Source organism: Paenibacillus sp. 1-18, from assembly GCF_000520755.1.
In the GTDB taxonomy this organism is placed as follows: Bacteria; Bacillota; Bacilli; order Paenibacillales; family Paenibacillaceae; genus Paenibacillus; species Paenibacillus brasilensis.
This window is the reverse complement of the sequence record NZ_ASSB01000023.1, coordinates 1-19,545: the sequence shown is the minus strand read 5'-3', so window position 1 is coordinate 19,545 and position 19,545 is coordinate 1. Positions and strand designations below refer to the sequence as shown.

General features: G+C 46.7%; 19 protein-coding genes and 1 other annotated feature. Of the genes, 2 read left to right on the top strand and 17 right to left on the bottom strand.

Annotated elements, in window-relative coordinates:
- On the top strand, positions 1-1,760 hold a 1,760-nt coding region (locus tag L693_RS0101475), incomplete at its 5' end, for an ABC transporter ATP-binding protein (protein WP_025715745.1).
- Between the two features lie 262 nt (positions 1,761-2,022).
- Here the strand turns inward: L693_RS0101475 and L693_RS0101470 are convergent.
- From L693_RS0101470 to L693_RS28710, 5 genes are all read right to left on the bottom strand, one after another.
- Complete coding sequence (locus tag L693_RS0101470; RefSeq protein ID WP_025715744.1) at positions 2,023-2,991, bottom strand: S-layer homology domain-containing protein; 969 nt, start codon at positions 2,989-2,991, stop codon at positions 2,023-2,025.
- A gap of 107 nt (positions 2,992-3,098) precedes the next feature.
- A complete protein-coding gene (locus tag L693_RS0101465) occupies positions 3,099-3,815 on the bottom strand; it encodes a hypothetical protein (RefSeq protein WP_025715743.1) in 717 nt (238 codons plus the stop codon).
- Positions 3,812-4,729: an ATP-binding cassette domain-containing protein gene (locus L693_RS0101460; RefSeq protein ID WP_025715742.1), complete on the bottom strand. Its 918-nt coding sequence runs from the start codon at positions 4,727-4,729 to the stop codon at positions 3,812-3,814. The genes L693_RS0101465 and L693_RS0101460 overlap by 4 nt, the downstream gene beginning before the upstream one ends.
- A gap of 30 nt (positions 4,730-4,759) precedes the next feature.
- Positions 4,760-6,487 carry an arginine--tRNA ligase gene (gene argS / locus L693_RS0101455; RefSeq protein ID WP_025715741.1) on the bottom strand — a complete coding sequence of 576 codons (1,728 nt, stop codon included), beginning with the start codon at positions 6,485-6,487 and terminating at the stop codon, positions 4,760-4,762.
- Between the two features lie 83 nt (positions 6,488-6,570).
- Positions 6,571-6,845 (bottom strand) — a binding site (T-box leader).
- Positions 6,846-6,918: 73 nt separating this feature from the next.
- Entirely contained in the window at positions 6,919-7,248 is a 330-nt protein-coding gene (locus tag L693_RS28710) for a four-helix bundle copper-binding protein (protein ID WP_081752063.1), read from the bottom strand.
- A 273-nt stretch (positions 7,249-7,521) separates the two neighbouring features.
- On the opposite strand from L693_RS28710, the gene L693_RS0101440 reads away from it, so the two are divergent.
- Entirely contained in the window at positions 7,522-8,037 is a 516-nt protein-coding gene (locus L693_RS0101440) for a MogA/MoaB family molybdenum cofactor biosynthesis protein (protein ID WP_025715739.1), read from the top strand.
- A 68-nt stretch (positions 8,038-8,105) separates the two neighbouring features.
- Here the strand turns inward: L693_RS0101440 and L693_RS0101435 are convergent, their stop codons facing one another.
- The 12 genes from L693_RS0101435 to L693_RS0101380 form a co-directional block, all read right to left on the bottom strand.
- Entirely contained in the window at positions 8,106-9,569 is a 1,464-nt protein-coding gene (locus L693_RS0101435; protein WP_025715738.1) for a nicotinate phosphoribosyltransferase, read from the bottom strand.
- Between the two features lie 125 nt (positions 9,570-9,694).
- Entirely contained in the window at positions 9,695-10,261 is a 567-nt protein-coding gene (locus L693_RS0101430; RefSeq protein WP_025715737.1) for a cysteine hydrolase family protein, read from the bottom strand.
- A gap of 66 nt (positions 10,262-10,327) precedes the next feature.
- Positions 10,328-11,116 carry an NUDIX domain-containing protein gene (locus tag L693_RS0101425; RefSeq protein WP_025715736.1) on the bottom strand — a complete coding sequence of 263 codons (789 nt, stop codon included), beginning with the start codon at positions 11,114-11,116 and terminating at the stop codon, positions 10,328-10,330.
- A gap of 65 nt (positions 11,117-11,181) precedes the next feature.
- Entirely contained in the window at positions 11,182-11,604 is a 423-nt protein-coding gene (locus L693_RS0101420) for a PaaI family thioesterase (protein WP_025715735.1), read from the bottom strand.
- A 134-nt stretch (positions 11,605-11,738) separates the two neighbouring features.
- Positions 11,739-12,191 carry a RicAFT regulatory complex protein RicA family protein gene (locus tag L693_RS0101415; protein WP_025715734.1) on the bottom strand — a complete coding sequence of 151 codons (453 nt, stop codon included), beginning with the start codon at positions 12,189-12,191 and terminating at the stop codon, positions 11,739-11,741.
- Positions 12,192-12,267: 76 nt separating this feature from the next.
- Positions 12,268-13,821, bottom strand: a complete 1,554-nt coding sequence (gene miaB / locus L693_RS0101410) for a tRNA (N6-isopentenyl adenosine(37)-C2)-methylthiotransferase MiaB (RefSeq protein WP_025715733.1) — start codon at positions 13,819-13,821, stop codon at positions 12,268-12,270.
- Positions 13,822-14,111: 290 nt separating this feature from the next.
- A complete protein-coding gene (gene pduL, locus L693_RS0101405; RefSeq protein WP_025715732.1) occupies positions 14,112-14,684 on the bottom strand; it encodes a phosphate propanoyltransferase in 573 nt (190 codons plus the stop codon).
- 222 nt (positions 14,685-14,906) lie between these two features.
- A complete protein-coding gene (locus L693_RS0101400) occupies positions 14,907-15,923 on the bottom strand; it encodes a dipeptidase (protein WP_025715731.1) in 1,017 nt (338 codons plus the stop codon).
- A 119-nt stretch (positions 15,924-16,042) separates the two neighbouring features.
- Positions 16,043-16,303: a stage V sporulation protein S gene (locus tag L693_RS0101395; RefSeq protein ID WP_007430104.1), complete on the bottom strand. Its 261-nt coding sequence runs from the start codon at positions 16,301-16,303 to the stop codon at positions 16,043-16,045.
- Between the two features lie 129 nt (positions 16,304-16,432).
- The gene (locus L693_RS0101390; RefSeq protein WP_025715730.1) at positions 16,433-17,227 is read right to left on the bottom strand and encodes a TIGR00282 family metallophosphoesterase; all 795 of its coding nucleotides are present in this window, start codon (positions 17,225-17,227) and stop codon (positions 16,433-16,435) included.
- A gap of 76 nt (positions 17,228-17,303) precedes the next feature.
- Positions 17,304-18,848 carry a ribonuclease Y gene (rny, locus tag L693_RS0101385; protein ID WP_013309958.1) on the bottom strand — a complete coding sequence of 515 codons (1,545 nt, stop codon included), beginning with the start codon at positions 18,846-18,848 and terminating at the stop codon, positions 17,304-17,306.
- A 374-nt stretch (positions 18,849-19,222) separates the two neighbouring features.
- Positions 19,223-19,545 (bottom strand): regulatory protein RecX (locus tag L693_RS0101380; protein WP_025715729.1); only part of this gene is annotated, 323 nt, incomplete at its 5' end.

Here is a 19,545-nt window from a genome sequence, read left to right as displayed (position 1 = left end):
CTGACGGCAACCGCGCCTTTGCCAACGGTACACTGACAGTGACACGCGGCTCCGACACCTTTCGCTATGAAGCCAAGGCTTTGACTGCTGATGAGCTGTATAGCTTTTACAAACCGGAAATGCCCGGCATCTTTCAGCTGATTGGCTGGTATTGCTTCTTTCTGGTCGTTTCGATCTTTGCCGAGTTTGGCAAAACGTACTGGCTGCAATCCTCTGCCAACAAGGTTATTCAGAGGCTTCGGCTCGACCTCTACGCGCACATTCAGCGGCTGCCGGTTTACTTTTTTGACAACCTGCCCGCAGGCAAGGTCGTATCGCGTGTTACGAATGACACTGAAGCGGTCAAAGACTTGTTCGTAGCCGTACTGTCAAACTTCACCTCCGGTATTGTGACAATGACAGGGGTATATGTTGCACTCTTCCTGCTGGATTTCAGACTGGGTCTGATCTCCTTGTTCATTGTGCCGCTACTGATCTTGTGGATTGTGTTATACCGAAAGGTTGCCACGCGCTATAATACAATCATTCGATCCAGGCTCAGTGAAATCAATGCGATTATCAATGAATCTATTCAGGGGATGTCCATTATTCGTGTATTCCGGCATCAGAAGCAAACGCAAACCGAGTTCGAAGCATTGAATGATGACTATATGAAGCATCAGAATAAAATGCTGAATTTGAACGCTTTTACTTCGCACAATTTGGTCAACGTGTTGAGAAACCTCGCCTTTGCTGTGGTGTTGTGGTATTTCGGATCTAAGGCACTCGGCACAACAGACAGTGTGATTTCGCTAGGTGTCCTGTATGCCTTCGTCGATGTGCTGGGACGACTGTTCCAGCCTATGACAGGTATGGTCAACCAACTCGCTGTACTGGATTCGTCAATCGTGTCCTCAGGTCGGGTATTTGAACTGATGGATGAAACCGGAGAACCCGTGACAGACGGCACTATGCCGCGCTACAAAGGCCAAGTAGAATTTGACGACGTATCTTTTGCGTATAAAAAGGATGATGTGCTTAAGCATATTTCCTTTACAGCACAGCCCGGTCAAACAGTTGCTCTGGTCGGACATACCGGATCAGGCAAAAGCTCGATTATTAACCTGCTGTTCCGCTTCTATGATCCGCAAAAAGGTACGATCACCATTGACGGAACGCCTGTCAAGGAAATCCCTAAGCAATGGCTTCGCCATCATATGGGCATTGTTCTTCAAGATCCGTATTTGTTCACAGGTACGGTAGCCTCCAATGTCAGTCTTGGAGACAGCCGCATCACCAGAGAACAGGTCGAGAAAGCGCTGCATGACGTTGGAGCTGACAAACTGTTAGCCCATTTGCCGCAAGGCTTTGATGAACCCGTTATTGAAAAAGGCAGCACGTTATCTGCCGGACAACGCCAGCTTATTTCCTTTGCGCGTGCGCTGGCCTTCGATCCAGCCATTTTGATTCTGGATGAAGCTACTGCCAATATTGATACCGAAACGGAAGCGCTCATTCAATCTGCCCTTGAGGTGCTAAAAAAGGGGCGCACGACTTTTATCATCGCTCACCGTTTGTCGACCATTCGCAGCGCGGACCAAATTTTGGTGCTGCATCGGGGTGAAATTGTGGAGCGCGGTAGCCATGACGAGCTTATGGCTCATGGCGGTCGTTATTTCCAAATGTATCAGCTGCAGTCGGGAACGGTTGGAACAGATACAGACTCATCGTTTGCTGCACCTTCCGTGCAAGATGGCTTGCTTGCTGGCAAGATGCTGTAGCAGCCAGCAATGGCTGCGCGACCTCTGTAACATCCGGCAACCGGGCAGGTTCTTGCGCTTCGCAGAATGCGGTCTCCGGCCAAAGTGGACCCGGCTTGGCTGGCGGAAACGCTTAAGTCAGCTCATAAAGCTTGAAATAAACGATGTTTCCTTAGCAAAAGACCAGCATGATGCATTAAAAAACCAGCAAGTTTCTGTTGTAAATAGGAAACTTGCTGGTTTTATTTTTTTATATTATATTCCTCAAATCGGCTGCAGAGTCTTATTTAGCTACCGATGAACCTGTTCCTACGGGCGGAGATGCTGTTCCTTCTACAGCTTTCAGCGTAACTTTATATTTGCTGTCCACCAATGTACTTGTATGGGTATCCGTAATGACCTGGATGTTCATTTCCCCCGGCTTTGGACTTGTTAACTTGTAATAAATGACTGCATTCGTATCATCTACATAGTCGATATGATCTACTTCAATACCGTAACCCGGATTAGGTGCCTGCAAACGGGTGATTGTCACCTTGTTCTGCTGGTCATTCGCCTTCTCTATGCTCATACTAACGTTGTTCTGCTGAACCGTATCTGAAGGCTCGACGGGAGTTTCAGGAGTAGCTTCAACCGGCTTATGATTTTGCACAAATTCAGATGCATTATAGACCATTTCCGCTGCCTCCATTCGAGTTACTTTACGATCCGGATTAAACTTGCTCTGTTCGTCCAACTTTGCAATTTTGGTCAACAGCAGAAATTGAACCGCTTCGCTTGAAGCATGATCCAGCTTTTTGCCGTCTGCTACATTAATGTACATACGGATAGTTGGGTATTCCCCTGTGGCACTCACAGCTTTATACAGAATATTTGCGAATTGTTCCCTTGTCATGCGAGTGCTCGGGTCAATATCCGGTGACAATGGGATTTGATGTTGGACTGCAATCCGGTAGGATTGGGCATACCAAACTGAAGCGGGAATGTTTTCAAAGGAACCCGTTGTGAAATCAGGCATAACCTGAAGATCCATGGCATTAACAACCAAATGCACTCCTTGTGCATACGTAAGGGTTTGATCTGGTGCAAACTTGTCCTTGGTTATTCCCTGAATAATACCCTTCTCCTGAAGCGAATTAACGATTTTCTTCTGTTCAGCTCCTTTTATATCACGAAAAGCAGAAGCTGACGTAGCCACTGCCAATGAGCAGATGACGAGCAGAGCAGCTGCCACACTTTTATTTTTGTTCATGAGGTACACCTCCATTTTTAACTATGTTCTATACTTATCGACGCAATAGAAGCTGCAAATGTTTCACATATGCACAAAAGGATTGCAAAACAGCACCGTTCTTGCGATTAGTGTAACCCGTTAAGCTCTTTTCTGCTCACAATCTTTATGTACACACCGATCAGCACAAAAGCATATAACACAGGAAACAGCAATGACCAAACAACCTCCCCTGTCGGTATTTGTCCGAGATTCATCACTGCATTTACAGTCATATGAGCAGGTGGAAGAATCCATATCATCCATTCAGCTCCCACCGGAAGCAACTCCGCTAGGCGTGGTCCGGCAAGTGATAAAGTGAGCGCAATGATAACCAATGACAGGCTGCGATTCGTTTTCGCTATAAAAATCCGCTGGCAAAACAGCGATAGGGACAACCCTAGTAATGCAAGCGATAAATGAACTATAATACCCACCACCCATTGCAGCACAGAAGGAACGTGCACAAACATTTTGAAAACTACCGGATAAATCACGGCAACCCCTGTCATAAAAACAAGCATGATATATGCTGCTATTAACTCGGCACTAAAATAAACCCAATGCTGTCGATTATGTTGAACTGACAACTGCTTTTGTACAGGGTGCTCGTGGTTCAACAGACTGATTCCCAGCCATGCGGAAGCAAAAAACAATAAAAGGGCAGTAACACTGTAGCTGTCAGCTATAGGGCTGGGCTTGTAAGAATAGATCAGCATCATGGCAAAAAAATAGATCACTACAGGCGGTACATAACGCCGTGAACGCGTATAGCTTTGTAATACGTAACGGATAGCAAAAATCATAAGATCGTTCCCTCTCCCTCACGTCTGCGAATTGCAGCAGCATTAGCAGCGCCAAAAATATCATCGAACCATTGTGCGTCCTGATGTACGGAAACAATAGAGGCTCCCGATTGTATCAAATTCAGCAGCAGCCGATCTCCCGCCTCCTTCTCCACAGACACGCGAATATGATCACCTTGATTAATGACCATCCACTCCGTCTGCTCACTAGCGAGCAAACTCTCTGCCTCCAACGTTGATATCCCTGTGCATACAATCTGCTGCGTTGTCCGTAGTACACGTTGCGGATCGTACTGTGCTACAAGACGACCATGATCCAATACAAGCACTTGCCGTGCCGCCTGCTGCACTAGCTCCGGCTCATGGCTGGATGCCAGTATTGTAATGCCCTGTTCACTTAATTCGGACAACAGCTTAATCATTGATGCTTGCGTGTCCACATCCACGCCACCAAGCGGCTCGTCCAGCAACAATAACTCCGGCCTACCCAAAAGTGCCTGTGTCAGGTTAACCTTTTGCAGCATCCCTTTAGAAAAACCACGCATATCACGATCAGCAGCATGCATTAACGCAAATTGCTCCAGCCGAAAATCAATTTCCCGCCTTAATTCATCCCGCTGCACTCCCTGCATGAGGCCCATATGCTGTAAATACTGCCGAGGTGTAAAATTCAGCTGCGGCAACCGATCAGGCGCATAGCCGACATGTATCGAAGCTCCGGACCGCCACTCAATTGACCCGGAGCTGGGGCTTAGCAAACCCGCCAGTAAAAGCAGCAGTGTACTTTTACCGGAACCATTTTTCCCTACAATTGTAATCCAGTCTCCCTGCTTAATAGTAAAAGTAAAATCGTCCAAGGCCGCTACATTCTTATATCGTTTACTTACATTGCTCATTGTTACTAGAATACTCACCTGTATCTCGCTCTCCTTTATTCGCTTTGTTTACATCTGATTAGGTGCTTTCAGCCCAAGGAGCTGCAGCGTTCTTGCCAGAATATCCGCGGTTTGTTCCGCCAGCTGAATACGCCACTGTCCACCATCAACAATCCGCTCCTTGGCGTAAAAACGGTTGAACGCCTGGGCCGTATCCAACGCAAATCTCGCCATAACCGAAGGCTCCAGCTGCCGAACCGCACGTATCAGTTGCCCTTGATAGTGATCCAGCTGCTTAAGCAGTGTCCAGCCTGCATCACCGAGCATTTCACTTGATACGTCGTCAGTCAAGTCAGACGAATGCCTCTCCTGCACAGGTGCGATGTCACTAAAATTTGAATGAGCACCAGTACGAGCATGAGCTTTTTCCAGAAGACTGCGTATGCGCGCATGAGTGTACTGCACATAAGGCCCCGTCTCGCCCTCAAAGGTCAGTGCTTCCTCTAATGAAAAATCCACATCATTTAGACGATTGTTTTTTAAATCACCAAAAATAATCGCCCCGATACCAACGTCCTCAGCTATTTCCTGTTGATCCTGCAAATTAGGGTTCTTCTGGGTGATAATAGCTTGAGCACGTGCTACAGCTTCATCCAGCACCTCCTCCAGCTTCACAACCTTGCCGCGTCTGGTAGACATTTTCTTTCCTGCAAACCGCATCAATCCAAACGGCACGTGCTCACATTGTTCCGCCCATGCCTCCCCTGCACGCTTCAGTACGGCAAATACCTGCTGGAAATGCAACCTCTGCTCCCCGCCAACGACGTAAAGCAACCGATCAGCCTTCATCACTTCACGACGATAGACCGCTGTTGCCAGATCACGTGTCGGATAAATGGTGGTCCCATCCTTTTTCAAAATAAGACACGGTGGCAGCTCCTCTTCTTCCAGACGAACCACGAGTGCCCCGTCGCTTTCCTCCAGCAGTTCTTTCGCTCTTAATTGGGCAACAACTGCCTGCATCTTATCATTGTAAAAGCTTTCCCCTAGCACATGGTCGAACGTAATGTTCAAGCGCTGGTACATACGATCAAATTCACTCAGACTGACCTTAACGAAAAACTCCCACAGTCGCTGAGCCTCCGCATCCCCATGCTCCAAACGCCGGAACCACTCGCGCCCTTCATCCTCCAAAGACGAGTCATGCTCAGCCTCCTGGTGAAAACGCACATATAGCTTAAGCGACTCTCCAATCGGATCCTGTTGTAGCTGCTCCTCATTTCCCCATCTTTTATAAGCTGCAATTTGCTTGCCAAATTGCGTTCCCCAATCCCCTAGATGATTTACGCTGATGGGAACATGTCCTGTTTCCCCCAGAATGCGATACAAGGCAGCACCGATGACGGTAGAGCGAAGATGGCCGATACCAAACGGTTTGGCAATGTTAGGTGAGGACATATCAATCACTACCCGCTGCCCATGTCCGATATCTGGTTTGAGGAAATCAGGCTTGCTCAATTCAGCCAGCATAAGCGGAATATGAACAGATCGATTCAAAGTTATATTAACATAGGCACCAGCAGCCGAAGCACTTAAGCCTTCCCCATGGCTTATTGCCTCCGCCAATTCAAGCGCAATTTGCTGTGGAGATTTGCGAAGCCTTTTAGCCAACACAAAACACGGAAACGCCAAATCCCCCCATTCCGGCTGCGGGGGTATCTCCAATAAAGATAAAACTTCCTTCTCTTCCAGGCCCGTATGGGCCAATAAAACTTTAGCAGCAGTTACCAACAACATGTTTTCTCTCTCCTTTTCGATAAGATCTCCGGATTTTGCAAAATCCTTGTCTAATAAAAAAAGCCCCCGCCTCTTGAACTGATTCAAGAGACGAGAACTTCAATATCCCCGCGGTACCACTCTTCGTAAATCGGGTTGCACAGCTAAAGCTAGCTATACAAATCGCCGATTTCACTCCAATGACCAATAACGGTGTCTGCCGGGCTGGTCTACTAGAGGAAATTTCGCTAAAAGGAATTCCTCGTTGGACCAGCCGTCTCCCGGGTGCGCTTCACATCAAACCTCATACCGGCTTCCACCATTTCCGGCTCGCTGTAATGATTAGCTTCAATGCTACTCTCCCATTCCACGACGTTAATTCCCATCATTATACAAATTCATTTAGTAGAAAGCAACTTTTTTCTTCTACCGGCCCAGCTCACTATATGTAATTACACAGCTACCAATTGGCGGCAGGCCTGAACGCAACGGCGGCAGGCTTCTGCGCATTGTTTGCAGTGATCATGTCCATGCTTGCTGCATTCGGCAGCGCATACTTCACAAGCTTTAGCGCACAGCTCACAAATTTGCTCGGCAAAATCGGTTCCTCGTTCCAGCATTTGAGCAGCAAACCCGCATATTTCTGCACATTCCCTACTCACTCGAATACATTCACGCAGCATGGCCAGATCATATTCCTTCAAACTCGCAACGTAGCAAACATTGCAAGCGTTCATACAATCTAGGCAAGCATCTACACATTGTTGGTATGAATGATTCATATTACATTACCTCCCAGTTGTTGATCCTGCTGACTATTACCCGCTAATCATTGAGATTAATCATTTGATGCGTACGCTTCCAGCAAAACAAAACCAGAAAATCCCGACTTATGTAAGGAAGTGTACTATATTCCAATGCATGAAAGCAAGGACATTCATCACAACGCTTTATATCCTCCACTCCCGACTTGCATACGGACAACCATTCCTCTATTGTAAAAAAGAGTGTGTAAAACAGTATGCTTAACCACTAATCAAGGAGTGAACATGGTAATGAATATGACTTCTGTAGAGGAGCACCGACGGGAATCTCCGCAGCGGGTTAGCTGCATGGTTGTAACCGTCTCAGACACACGCACCGTGGAAACGGATACCGGCGGACGATTGCTCATGGATTTGCTGAAAACCAGCGGCTACGAGGTTGCTCGTTATGTCATCGTCAAGGATGACTATGAAGGTATCCGGCAATTGGTGTCCGAGGCTGCAGCACAGGATGGCATCGAAGCTGTGCTTTTGACAGGTGGCACCGGTATTTCCCCTCGCGATACCACATATGAAGCAGTCTCCTCCCTATTGGATAAGGAACTGCCTGGGTTTGGGGAAATTTTCCGATATTTAAGCTTTGCTGAGGATATTGGTTCAGCGGCTATATTAAGCCGTGCTGTGGCCGGTACTATAGGACGAACAGCTGTATTTTCCATGCCTGGCTCACGTGGGGCTGTACGTTTGGCAATGGAACGTATTATTGTACCTGAGCTGAGACATGTCATGAGAGAAATATATAAATAAGTTCTCTTTTTCCATACTCGCCACAATAGAAAAAGGCACCTCATACTTTCATGAGGTGCCTCTTCGTTCTATTCCTTCTCTTCCACTTCAGGCTGCATGTAGCTGTCGATCAGCTTTTGCTTCAGTCCCCACACCTTTTCGCTGAGATTAACACGATAAATTTCAGGGTTCATCTTCCGCAAATATTCTGGCCAAAACAGCTTCAGCTGTGAAGCATGGTAAGCTCGAATTTCATCCAGTTCGGGAAGCTCATATACCTTCTGTCCGTTTTTGAAGATGGGCTCGAGCATTGGTACAGCTTCATAATTTTCTACATATTTTTTCATATAAGGATGCAAGGGATTAAAGAGTTTCAAACGTTTTCCATTACGCGGACGCTCTTCATCTGGAAAAGAAATATAATCTGCAATAGCTCTTCCCTTCTTTTTATCCACGATACGGTATACATCCTTTTTGCCCGGTGTGGATACTTTTTCTGGATTGCCCGAAATCTTAATCGTTGGCAGCATTTCACCATCGACTTCACGTTCAACCAGCTTGTACACTCCGCCAAGTGAAGGTTGATCCGAAGCTGTAATAAGCTGTGTTCCCACACCCCATACATCAATACGCGCCCCTTGGGCTTTCAAATTAAAAATCGTATTTTCATCCAAATCATTAGAAGCTACAATTTGTACGTAATCCAGACCTTCAGCATCAAGCATTTCCCGCGCCTGGATAGATAGATAAGCTAAATCACCGCTATCCAGACGAATTGAATTCATTCGCTTGCCCTGGCTCTCCAGCATCTTTGCTGTGCGAATCGCATGAGGTACGCCGCTTTCCAGCGTGTCAAAGGTGTCTACCAGGAGCGTGACCTGATCTGGTAGAACCTTGGCATACACGTCAAAAGCCTCCTGCTCGGACATAAAGGTCTGCACCCAGGAATGAGCATGCGTTCCCTTCGTCGGAATCCCAAAGTGCTCTCCTGCCAGCATGTTGGATGTCGCGTCAAAGCCTGCTACATAAGCTGCGCGTGCTCCCCATATTGCCGCATCTGCTTCCTGTGCACGCCGTGTGCCAAATTCAAGCAGCGTGTCGTTATTTGCCACCTGTTTAATGCGTGATGCCTTGGTAGCGATCAGTGTCTGATAATTCATAAAATTCAGTATCGCCGTCTCCACCAGCTGCGTTTCCATAATCGTTCCTTCGACGCGTATCAGAGGCTCGTTCGGAAAAACAAGCGCTCCCTCCTTCATCGAATGAACTGTTCCGCCAAATCTAAACTGCCGCAAAGCCTCCAGAAACATAGGATCATACTTCTCCTCCTGTTCTGACAGGTAGCGAATATCCTCTTCTGTAAAACGCAAATTTGAGATGTAATTCACAATGCGCTCCAGACCAGCGAACACCGCATAACCGTTGCCAAAGGGCAGCTTACGGAAATACGCCTCGAACACAGCTTTACGCTGATGACTTCCGTTCACCCAGTGGGCGTACATCATATTAATCTGATATTTATCTGTATGTAATGCGAGGCTCGTTGACTGCATCGTATTCATCCTCTCTGACTGTCCCCCGGTTTTGCGATTGCGACGGCGTACCGCCTCATCTGTCCAGCCCACCAATATCCGACTCCATTTTGTTATCGGATATTAGTGTACAATCGTTAAGTTATTCACTTCTTCTGTAGTAAAATCGTATCCTGAGCCGAACATACGGCAGCTCCCAAACTTTCCTCAAAATGACCCAAAGCCCAATCATGTCCTGCCTGATTAAAGCTCGCCACAGCATCCTTGTATACGGTAATAGCAAAGCCTTTGTTATAAGCGTCTACAGCCGTATGGAGTACACATATATCTGTACATACACCAATCAGATGAACTTGCAAAATGCCTCGTTCGCGCAGCCTGAGCTCCAGATCGGTCCCAGCGAACGCACTATACCGTGTTTTATCCAGCCAATAGATGGAAGCACTTTGTTGCTCATAGAGGGTTTGGAGCTTGCCATATAAATGTCGTCCCTCCGTTCCACGTATATTATGTGGGGGAAACAGCTTACTCTCCGGATGATAAGGGTCGCTTTCCTCATGCAAATCCACAGCCATGACAACAAAGTCCCCCTGTTCCACATACGCCTGTGTGATTGCTGCAATCCGATCATCCAAATCAATCGCCGGTTGACCTACAGGCAAGCTACCATCTACAAAATCCTTCGTGTAATCAATAACAATGAGTGCCTTCATCGTACAGTCAGCTCCTTCATCGACAAAGTTGGGGATTGTGCGTTCTTTATGACCTATCCCGTCACATTATGTGTAGATAGACAACCGCGGTACTCTGTCACTAAAACGGTACAGCTGAGCCGGTCTTTGTGAATACTGATTGGAGCTGAGCGGTTTACCGGCCTCATCCCGTACTTCTTCCAGTATCCCTTGCCTGCTGCGGGTCGATGTTATTTTACGGATAAAATTCGGTTCTTCAAAATCCGGTACGACACTCTGAATCACCTGGTAAAGCTCACCCAATGTAAAATGTAGCGGCAAAAACTGTTTGGCTATCGTAGTCTGCAGCATTTGCAACTGAATTTTCCGATAAGCATCGACTATGATGTCCCGGTGATCGAACGCCAGCTCCAATTCCTCCAGCGCCTCACGGATCGTGAACAGCCCTACCTCGGAAGCATCATCCGCTGCCTGCCGCTGCTCCAGCATCCATTCCTCTACCAATGCAAAAAATGCATGCGATATAATCCAGCCACGCGGATCACGCCCCGGTCCGCTGTATACACCTAAATACTCCAGATGTCCGCCGTCCACACCGGTTTCCTCTAACAGCTCCCGCTTGGCCGCTCCATATATAGACTCATCTTCCTGACAAAATCCTCCGGGCAAGGCCCAGAGTCCCTCAAACGGCCATCTGCGGCGCTTGATGAGCATAACCTTCAGTTCCCGGATCGGCAATGTCTTCGTCACCGTCTTGCGTTCCCGCTTCGTTAAGGTGAACATAACGATATCGGCTGGAGCACCATCCGGGGTACGATATTTCTTAATGTTGTACGACGCCTTCTGCGCCTCTTCGTTCGTACGATTATTATCCATTCGCATCACCATATTATATCGTTTTGATAAATTCATTATGACATAATAAAAAGTTTTGTCAAGCATTAGGCCTTGTCTGAGTCATTTGGTTGTTTATGCAACACTCGAAAGGTTGCCGTAGACATGCATCCGAGTGTCCCTTCACTATTCCTTACTTCTGCTTCCGTAGTGATGGTGCGGCCTGCCTGATGAAGAATCCTGGCTTTCACTTGCAGTGCCCCCTGCCTCATTGCTGACAAAAAATGTACATTCAGGTTCGTCGTTACACATGACTGCATTTGACGCGAGCCCATAGCGGCCATTCCCATTGCCTGGTCCATTAACGAAGTCAGCACGCCCCCATGTACAATACCCATTACATTCGTATGCTGCGGGCCAGCCTGCAAAGCGATGTGTACCTCGTTCTCATCCGCACCGACCAGCTCACATCCTAGGTAACTCCAGAAAGTATTTCCTTCCCCCTCTATCATCTTACGCAACTGATCCATTCTTTTGTATTCATCCCTTCTTCGATGTCACTTACTCCTCATGTCTGGCGAGTATACATAGTTCAGTAAGCACGCCTCCGATTGCCTTCTAAAAAAAGGCGTGGAAGCTAAGCCTCCACACCTTACACCTCATTTTAGTCACTACAATTAGAGGCAGAAGTACTTTTTCCCTCTTCTACATTTACCTTTTCTGCAACCGTATCACGGATAGCCACGATCACCATTTGCAGCAACTCGTTAATTTCCACCTGACTTTGCTGGAACTCCGTTACAATTGGAATACCGTCAAGCTCTTCCTGCAGCTCCTGAAGCTCAGCCTCTATTTTGGCAATCATTTTTTGATTCTTCAAGGATTCAAATGCTACAATTTCCTTTTGCTTTTTCTTCATTGTTGCAATCAGTTGCTGGATGCGCCCATGATCCCGAACCTTCTCTTCAGCCTTCCGAAATATCTGCACTTCCTCACTGTTGCCCAAAATACCAGCTAACTCTTTGGCTTTTGCCAATATCATATCGCGATTGACCAAATGATCATGCTGGCGCGCCGCCGATTGAAGTTCTGTCTGTTGCAACCGCTCCTCTGTCACTGTCCATCGCTCCTTTTCTCACATAGGCGATCTGCATACGATAGTCATCCCCATGCAGTTCGCTAGAATTTCTTTTTTATCCGTTAACCGCCACTGCGGTTTGAACCAAATCACCCTTGATATAGAAGGTCATCGGCTCTGTAATTTTCACTTGAACAAATGTACCGATCAGATCCTTGGAACCTTCAAAATGCACGAGCTTATTGGATCGGGTCCGTCCGGCGAGCACCTCACTGTTATTTTTGCTCTCGCCTTCTACCAACACCTCTACAACCTCGCCCCGCAGTCGACTATTAAAGCGGAGACTGTTCTCATTCACAACCTTGTTAAGTCGCTGAAGACGCTCTTTTTTGACCTCCATAGGTACATTGTCTTCCATCGAAGCAGCTGGCGTACCTTCACGTGGTGAATAGATGAATGTGTAGGCAAAGTCGTAGCCGACCTCTCGCACAAGCGATAGTGTATCTTCAAACTGTTCGTCCGTTTCACCCGGGAATCCTACAATAATATCCGTTGTTAGAGAAACATGCGGAACAGCCGCTTTGATCTTCGCTGCCAGCTCCAAAACACGCTCACGAGTATATTTTCGGTTCATTTTCTTCAATATATCCGTATTACCCGATTGTACAGGCAGATGAATATGCTCCACCAAATTGCCGCCCTTACCGAGCACTTCAACCAAATGGTCGTCAAAATCACGTGGATGTGATGTGGTAAAGCGTACACGCGGGATATTGATCTTGCGCATATCATCCATCAGATCTCCGAATCTGTAATTCATATCCTTCAAATCCTTGCCATAGGCATTAACGTTCTGACCCAGCAAGGTAATTTCCTTAAAGCCTTGACGTGCCAAATCCCGTACCTCTGCAATAACATCCTCTGGCCGACGGCTTCTTTCCTTCCCACGTGTGAAGGGAACAATGCAATAGGTGCAAAATTTATCACAGCCGTACATGATATTTACCCAAGCCCGCATTCCCTCACGCTTCTTCGGCAGGTTTTCGATAATGTCGCCTTCCTTGGACCACACTTCGACCACCATCTCTTTGCTGAAGAGTGCTTCCTTGACGAGTTGAGGCAAACGATGAATATTATGGGTTCCAAAAATCATATCGACAAAACCATGTTTTTGCATAATCCGGTTAACGACATTCTCTTCCTGTGACATGCAGCCACACACGCCGAGCAGCAGCCCTGGCTTTTCTGTTTTGAGATGCTTGAGGTGACCCAGCTCGCCAAACACTTTATCCTCCGCATTTTCACGGATGGCGCAAGTATTCAGTAAAATGATGTCCGCTTCCTTCCGATCCTCGGTTGCCTGGTAGCCCATTTGCTCCAGTAAGCCTTTTATGGTTTCAGAATCATGTTCGTTCATCTGGCAACCGAATGTATATACAATATAATGCTTTCCCTCACCGATATGTTTCAGCTCATCCGGGACTGCGTTATCATACAATACCTGTACGTCCTCTTTACCGCGCTGCTTTTCTTTTCTATGGTTCGGCTCCGCCATAATGTTGATTTCACGTCCGCGAATACGGATCTTTTTGCTATGCTCGTCTTCAGAAATAATCTTTGCATCCGAGAAATCAAAATATTTGGAGTAATCTTTTGTTTCCTTAGCCATTCCTGGTCACTCCTTACACCATCTATTTCACGCCATTCGCGCTTTTGCTAATCCTTATCCATGTATATCCTTATTAAGCCCATTAAAATCCTTTGAAAAAGGCATTACACTAAATTATAGCATGATTTATAAGCCATAGCCATAGATCAGCCTCAGAGACCAACGGGCTGCAATTTGAACGAGTGACTATACGTATATACAGGGATTTGTAAATTTTCTATATATGTAAAAAAGCCCGATTCCTTTGCAAGAATCGAGCTCCCAAAGCCTTCCGGCATCCAATACGTATATTAGTCTACGATTTCAGCGCTGTCGCCGTTTTTCACACCGGCTCCGTTCGCTTCATCCGTATCAATGTGCATATCCAAAGCAAAGGAGTCAGATACACGTGCAATAACATTTTCAAACACAAGACCACGTTCGCCGCCTACACGCACTTTCAGCAACTGCTTGTCTTTAATGTCCCATTTAGCTGCATCAGTTGTATGGAAGTGAATATGGCGAGCTGCTACAATAACACCCTCTTGCAGTTCCACTTCTCCTGCTGGTCCTTTTACCGTAATTCCTGGTGTACCCTCAATGTTGCCAGATTCGCGTACAGGTGCTTTTACACCAATAGCAAAGGAATCTGTACGGGAGATTTCGAGCTGGGAAGCTGGACGAGCGGGTCCCAAAATGCGAACCTTATCAAATTGGCCCTTAGAACCAATTACAGCCACCGTTTCATTTGCGGCAAATTGTCCCGGTTGGGACAAAGGTTTAAATTCAGTCAATTGATAGCCTGCTCCGAACAAAATTTCAATATGCTCTTGGGTCAGGTGAATATGACGGGCGGAAACGCCGACAGGTACGATTTTACTCATCGTGTTGTCACTCCTTTTTCTCTATACAAAACTTAACACATCTATGCTATTATACTCCTATTTCCTCAAGAAAGAAAAGGAAAGCACACAAAGTTTCCTTTTTCCGCCCTAATCAGTCTTGAGTTTCGTTCAATTACCCGCTTCCTTTCCGATAATCGGACTTAAAAGTTTTTTGTGTATACATAAAATAAGCTTATAGGAAAACGTTATATGAATAAATATTCAAGAAGACATTCTAGAGGGTAGATTGGCTTGCAAATAACAGAGCGCATTTCCTCCCAACCAGCCTTTGACCAGTTCCTCAGGATAATGCTTTAACAGCAATTCTGCGAACTCGCGGTATTTTCCCGGGTGCTCCAATCCCTGTACATGACGTTCGATACCATCAAAATCGGAGCCAAACATCATATGCCGCGCACCGCCTAAGGCACAAATATGCTCGATATGCGGTAGCAGGTCCTCAGCGCTCACTGTACCTTGCTCTTGGATAAACATCGTGACAAAAGTCAACCCGATTCGGCCGTCACATGCGATCAACGCCCGAATCTGATCATCCCGCAGATTGCGTGGATGAGAGCAAACGGCAAAAGCGTTCGAATGCGAGGCAATTGGCGGTAATGTTGCCTCCTCAAGTACCTCCCAGAAACCTCGTACAGACAAATGCGATACGTCCAGCAGCAATCCCAGCTCATTACAGCGCTTGACCAGCTCATGCCCTTTGTTGGTCAAGCCGCCCCCCCGCTGCTCCATAATCCCGTCAGCCGCCCAATTTGCATAATTCCACGTCAGCCCAATTAACCGTATTCCCATGGCATAGCACAGTTCGGCATAAAACGGGTTCCCTTCCAGCGCGTCTGCTCCCTCTAGTGAGAGCAAAGCCCAGGGGGAGTGGGTCTGATCCACCTCATTACCTTCCAAATACGTCAGCTTTTTTGTCGGTGAGCCTTGTTCTTGCAGGTCTTCCCGCCATAGCAAGGCTCTAAGTCCACCTAAGGGAGATACGACATGCTGCCTGAACAGCTCAATTTGACGAACTACATGCTCCATTCTTGGCCTGCCCAATACCTGTGATATATATATGGCGAACGTTTGCAGTTGTACATCACCTTCCAGCAATCGCTCTTTTGTAACATCAAGTGATGAATGACTAAAATCCACCTGCGGATTGAGCTGCATTTTACACAGTACATCACAATGAAAGTCAACAACTGGCCGTTTGGTATTTGACTTACCGTTCATGCACTTTCCCCCATTCATAGCTGAAGCACGAAATGTATTTTAAAAATCATATCGCAACAAGCCACAAAGCAAAAAAGCCCGTTTACGAAGCGTAAACAGGCTCAGGCAACGTTCATTTATTATCTTGGCTCTACAATCAATTTAATTGCGGTCCGATCTTCTCCGTCTATAACAATGTCTGTAAAAGCAGGAATACAAATCAAATCCACTCCGCTTGGTGCGACAAATCCCCGGGCAATGGCTACCGCTTTAATGGCTTGGTTTAGTGCACCGGCTCCAATCGCCTGCAATTCTGCATTTCCGCGTTCACGCAGTACTCCTGCAAGCGCGCCTGCAACTGAATTGGGATTGGATTTTGCTGATACTTTTAATACATCCATAGTAAGTACCTCCCCTGGGAATGATGATGGTTTGATTCCACTATTAGATGTTATTCGAGGGTCAGCAAAAAATTCCTGCTTTTTAGTGACAGTTTTCCATATTGTTTCCTTGAGTAGCTTGTAAGAAGGTCAATCCATCCGCCATTCATCTTCTTTAAGTCTAATTTTCTGAATTTTGCGGGCTTTTCCATTGCTATCATCCAACTCCACGCTAATGGCATGAAAATGCCATTTGCCCATGTCCACTTGAAAACGTACCGGAAGCTGCGTCTGGAATTTCTGTAACACAGCCTCCTTCTGCATACCAAGCACTCCCTCATAGGGACCTACCATTCCCGCATCTGTCTGATATGCAGTTCCTTGCGGCAAAATGGTATCATCATTACTCTGTACATGTGTGTGTGTACCAACCACAATGGAAGCACGTCCATCCAGATGCCAGCCCATGGCGATCTTTTCCGACGTTGCTTCAGCATGAAAATCGACCAGAATATGCTTGTGCTTTTTACGCAACTCATCTACAATGTCATCTGCTGCGCGAAACGGACAATCAATAGCTGGCAAAAAGGTTCTGCCCTGCAAATTAACGATGGCCAGCTCTTTACCTCCACCCTTTACAACGGTATACCCCCGTCCTGGTGTTCCCGGCGGAAAGTTAGCCGGGCGTATAATACGCGGCTCATCATCTATAAAATCAAATATTTCCTTATTGTCCCAAGTATGATTCCCCATCGTAATCCCATGAACGCCCCAATCAAAAAACTCTCTGGCGATGGCTGGAGTAATCCCTCTTCCCGAAGCCGCATTTTCTCCATTGACAATAATAATATGCGGGTTATATTTTGACTTTAACGAAGGAAGATTTTCCCTCAGTGCCTTTCTGCCTACACTGCCGACGATGTCTCCAATAAATAATACGTTGATAGAAAGCCCTCCCTAGTCTGCCCTACATAATGAAAAGTGGCCCTACAAGCAGCGGCCACTTTTCATTGAAATGCTTTTATTTTGCGTATTCTACCGCACGGGTCTCGCGAATGACGGTAACCTTGATATGACCAGGATAGTCCAGTTCATTTTCAATCGTTTTCGTTATATCGCGGGCCAGTCGGAATGCTTCCGCATCATCAATTTTCTCTGGCTGTACCATGACACGAACTTCGCGTCCGGCTTGAATTGCGTATGATTTTTCAACGCCTTCAAAAGACTCGGAGATGCGTTCCAGCTTCTCGAGACGACGGATGTACGTCTCTAGCGTTTCACGCCGCGCTCCCGGTCTTGCAGCTGACAGTGCATCCGCTGCTCCGACCAGCATGGCGATTACTGAAGTCGCTTCGCAGTCGCCGTGATGTGAAGCAATGCTGTTGATGACGACCGGGTGTTCCTTGTACTTCTTCGCCAGTTCCACGCCAATTTCAACGTGTGATCCTTCCACTTCGTGATCCAGCGCCTTCCCGATGTCATGCAGCAATCCTGCCCGTCTTGCCAGTACAACATCCTCGCCCAGTTCCCCAGCCATCAGACCTGTCAAGTATGCAACTTCCATCGAGTGCTTCAATACGTTCTGTCCATAACTTGTACGGAACTTGAGACGCCCCAAAATTTTGATTAAATCCGGATGCAGGCTATGCACGCCTACTTCAAAGGTGGCCTGTTCGCCATACTCGCGGATTCGTTCGTCCACTTCTTTACGGGATTTTTCAACCATCTCTTCAATACGTGCCGGATGTATCCGTCCGTCCGCTACGAGCTTCTCAAGCGCAGTACGCGCAATCTCTCTACGAATCGGATCAAATCCGGACAAAATAACAGCTTCCGGCGTATCATCAATAATGAGGTCAATTCCCGTAAGGGTTTCAAGTGCACGGATATTACGGCCTTCACGCCCGATAATCCGGCCTTTCATTTCTTCGTTTGGCAACGTGACAACAGAAACCGTCGTTTCTGCTACATGGTCTGCTGCACAGCGTTGGATGGCCAGTGTGATGATTTCACGAGACTTTTTGTCCGCCTCTTCTTTGGCCTGCTGTTCAATTTCCTTAATCATCTGAGCTGTTTCATGACGAACTTCCTGCTCTACGTTGGTCAGAATAATACTTCTTGCATCCTCCATCGTCAGATTGGAAATACGCTCCAGCTCAGTTACCTGGCTCTTGTAAATCAAATCAATTTGCTGCTGGGTTTCATCGATTCGTTTCTCTTTGTTGGCCACTTGTTCTTCTTTGCGTTCCAGCGATTCCAATTTTTTATCCAGCGATTCTTCTTTTTGCAGCAATCTTCGTTCCTGTCGTTGAATTTCATTACGACGTTCACGAGTTTCTTTTTCAGCTTCGGCACGGATGCGGTGGATTTCATCTTTCGCTTCCAATACCGTTTCCTTCTTCAGTGCTTCCGCCTCTTTTTTCGCGTTCTCCACGATTTGCGCGGCAGCTTCTTCCGCACTGGAGATTTTAGCTTCTGCAATAGATTTGCGAATAAAATAACCAATCCCGAACCCAAAGAATAACGCGGCTACAGCAACGAGAACGAACCAGATCGCAGTCATCATACTGTTCACCTCCCCGTTGGTTCCTCCAAGGCATTCCTTGGGACTTTTTGCAATTGTCACATTTACTTTAATCGTCAAACTAAGATAACGACACAAGGTCGCTTCATTTCATATGCACATGCTCTCACATGTACAATTCCGCCTGGCATAGCGGCATCACTTGTTATTTGGCGATGAGAACTTACCGTGGATTCCGCTTTTTTGGAAGGAAAAAGGGCATTCCACAAGTATCGTTTCATATATATTTTATTATTTGACAAATGGCATTGTCAAGGGAATGCAAACTTTAGTAAGTTGCCGTGTTGTTTCCATGTAATAACCTGCTTGCCCTGACCAGTCAGGTCATCATCCGATGAATGACCGACAGTTAATAACTATTCATCCCACTGCGATAATTCCTCGTCTTCATAAGCTCCGTTTTGCTCAGCCGCAGTTAGATGATTGACTACTCGGCGTGTCATGTCACCCGAGTATCCGCGTCTTATGAGAAAAGGATACGTTTTTCGTTTTTTCTCCGTCACATCACCACGTACCTGTTCCCATTTCTTGCGTCCAATAACTAAAGCGCTCTCCCATTCTTCGTTATCGGTGATCTCTCCTAAAGCTTCACCGATAGAGGCTTTAGAGATGCCCTTCTGACGAAGTTCCTGCCTTACCCACATCTTCCCCTTACGTTGGCTCGTTATACGCTGCCTTG

Coding starts and splice junctions, on each gene's coding strand:
- L693_RS0101470 (WP_025715744.1), bottom strand. CDS start 2,991: ATGAACAAAAATAAAAGTGTGGCAGCTGCTCTGCTCGTCATCTGCTCA.
- L693_RS0101465 (WP_025715743.1), bottom strand. CDS start 3,815: ATGATTTTTGCTATCCGTTACGTATTACAAAGCTATACGCGTTCACGG.
- argS (WP_025715741.1), bottom strand. CDS start 6,487: ATGTTGTTGGTAACTGCTGCTAAAGTTTTATTGGCCCATACGGGCCTG.
- L693_RS28710 (WP_081752063.1), bottom strand. CDS start 7,248: ATGAATCATTCATACCAACAATGTGTAGATGCTTGCCTAGATTGTATG.
- L693_RS0101440 (WP_025715739.1), top strand. CDS start 7,522: ATGAATATGACTTCTGTAGAGGAGCACCGACGGGAATCTCCGCAGCGG.
- L693_RS0101435 (WP_025715738.1), bottom strand. CDS start 9,569: ATGCAGTCAACGAGCCTCGCATTACATACAGATAAATATCAGATTAAT.
- L693_RS0101430 (WP_025715737.1), bottom strand. CDS start 10,261: ATGAAGGCACTCATTGTTATTGATTACACGAAGGATTTTGTAGATGGT.
- L693_RS0101425 (WP_025715736.1), bottom strand. CDS start 11,116: ATGGATAATAATCGTACGAACGAAGAGGCGCAGAAGGCGTCGTACAAC.
- L693_RS0101420 (WP_025715735.1), bottom strand. CDS start 11,604: ATGGATCAGTTGCGTAAGATGATAGAGGGGGAAGGAAATACTTTCTGG.
- miaB (WP_025715733.1), bottom strand. CDS start 13,821: ATGGCTAAGGAAACAAAAGATTACTCCAAATATTTTGATTTCTCGGAT.
- pduL (WP_025715732.1), bottom strand. CDS start 14,684: ATGAGTAAAATCGTACCTGTCGGCGTTTCCGCCCGTCATATTCACCTG.
- L693_RS0101400 (WP_025715731.1), bottom strand. CDS start 15,923: ATGAACGGTAAGTCAAATACCAAACGGCCAGTTGTTGACTTTCATTGT.
- L693_RS0101395 (WP_007430104.1), bottom strand. CDS start 16,303: ATGGATGTATTAAAAGTATCAGCAAAATCCAATCCCAATTCAGTTGCA.
- rny (WP_013309958.1), bottom strand. CDS start 18,848: ATGATGACTGCGATCTGGTTCGTTCTCGTTGCTGTAGCCGCGTTATTC.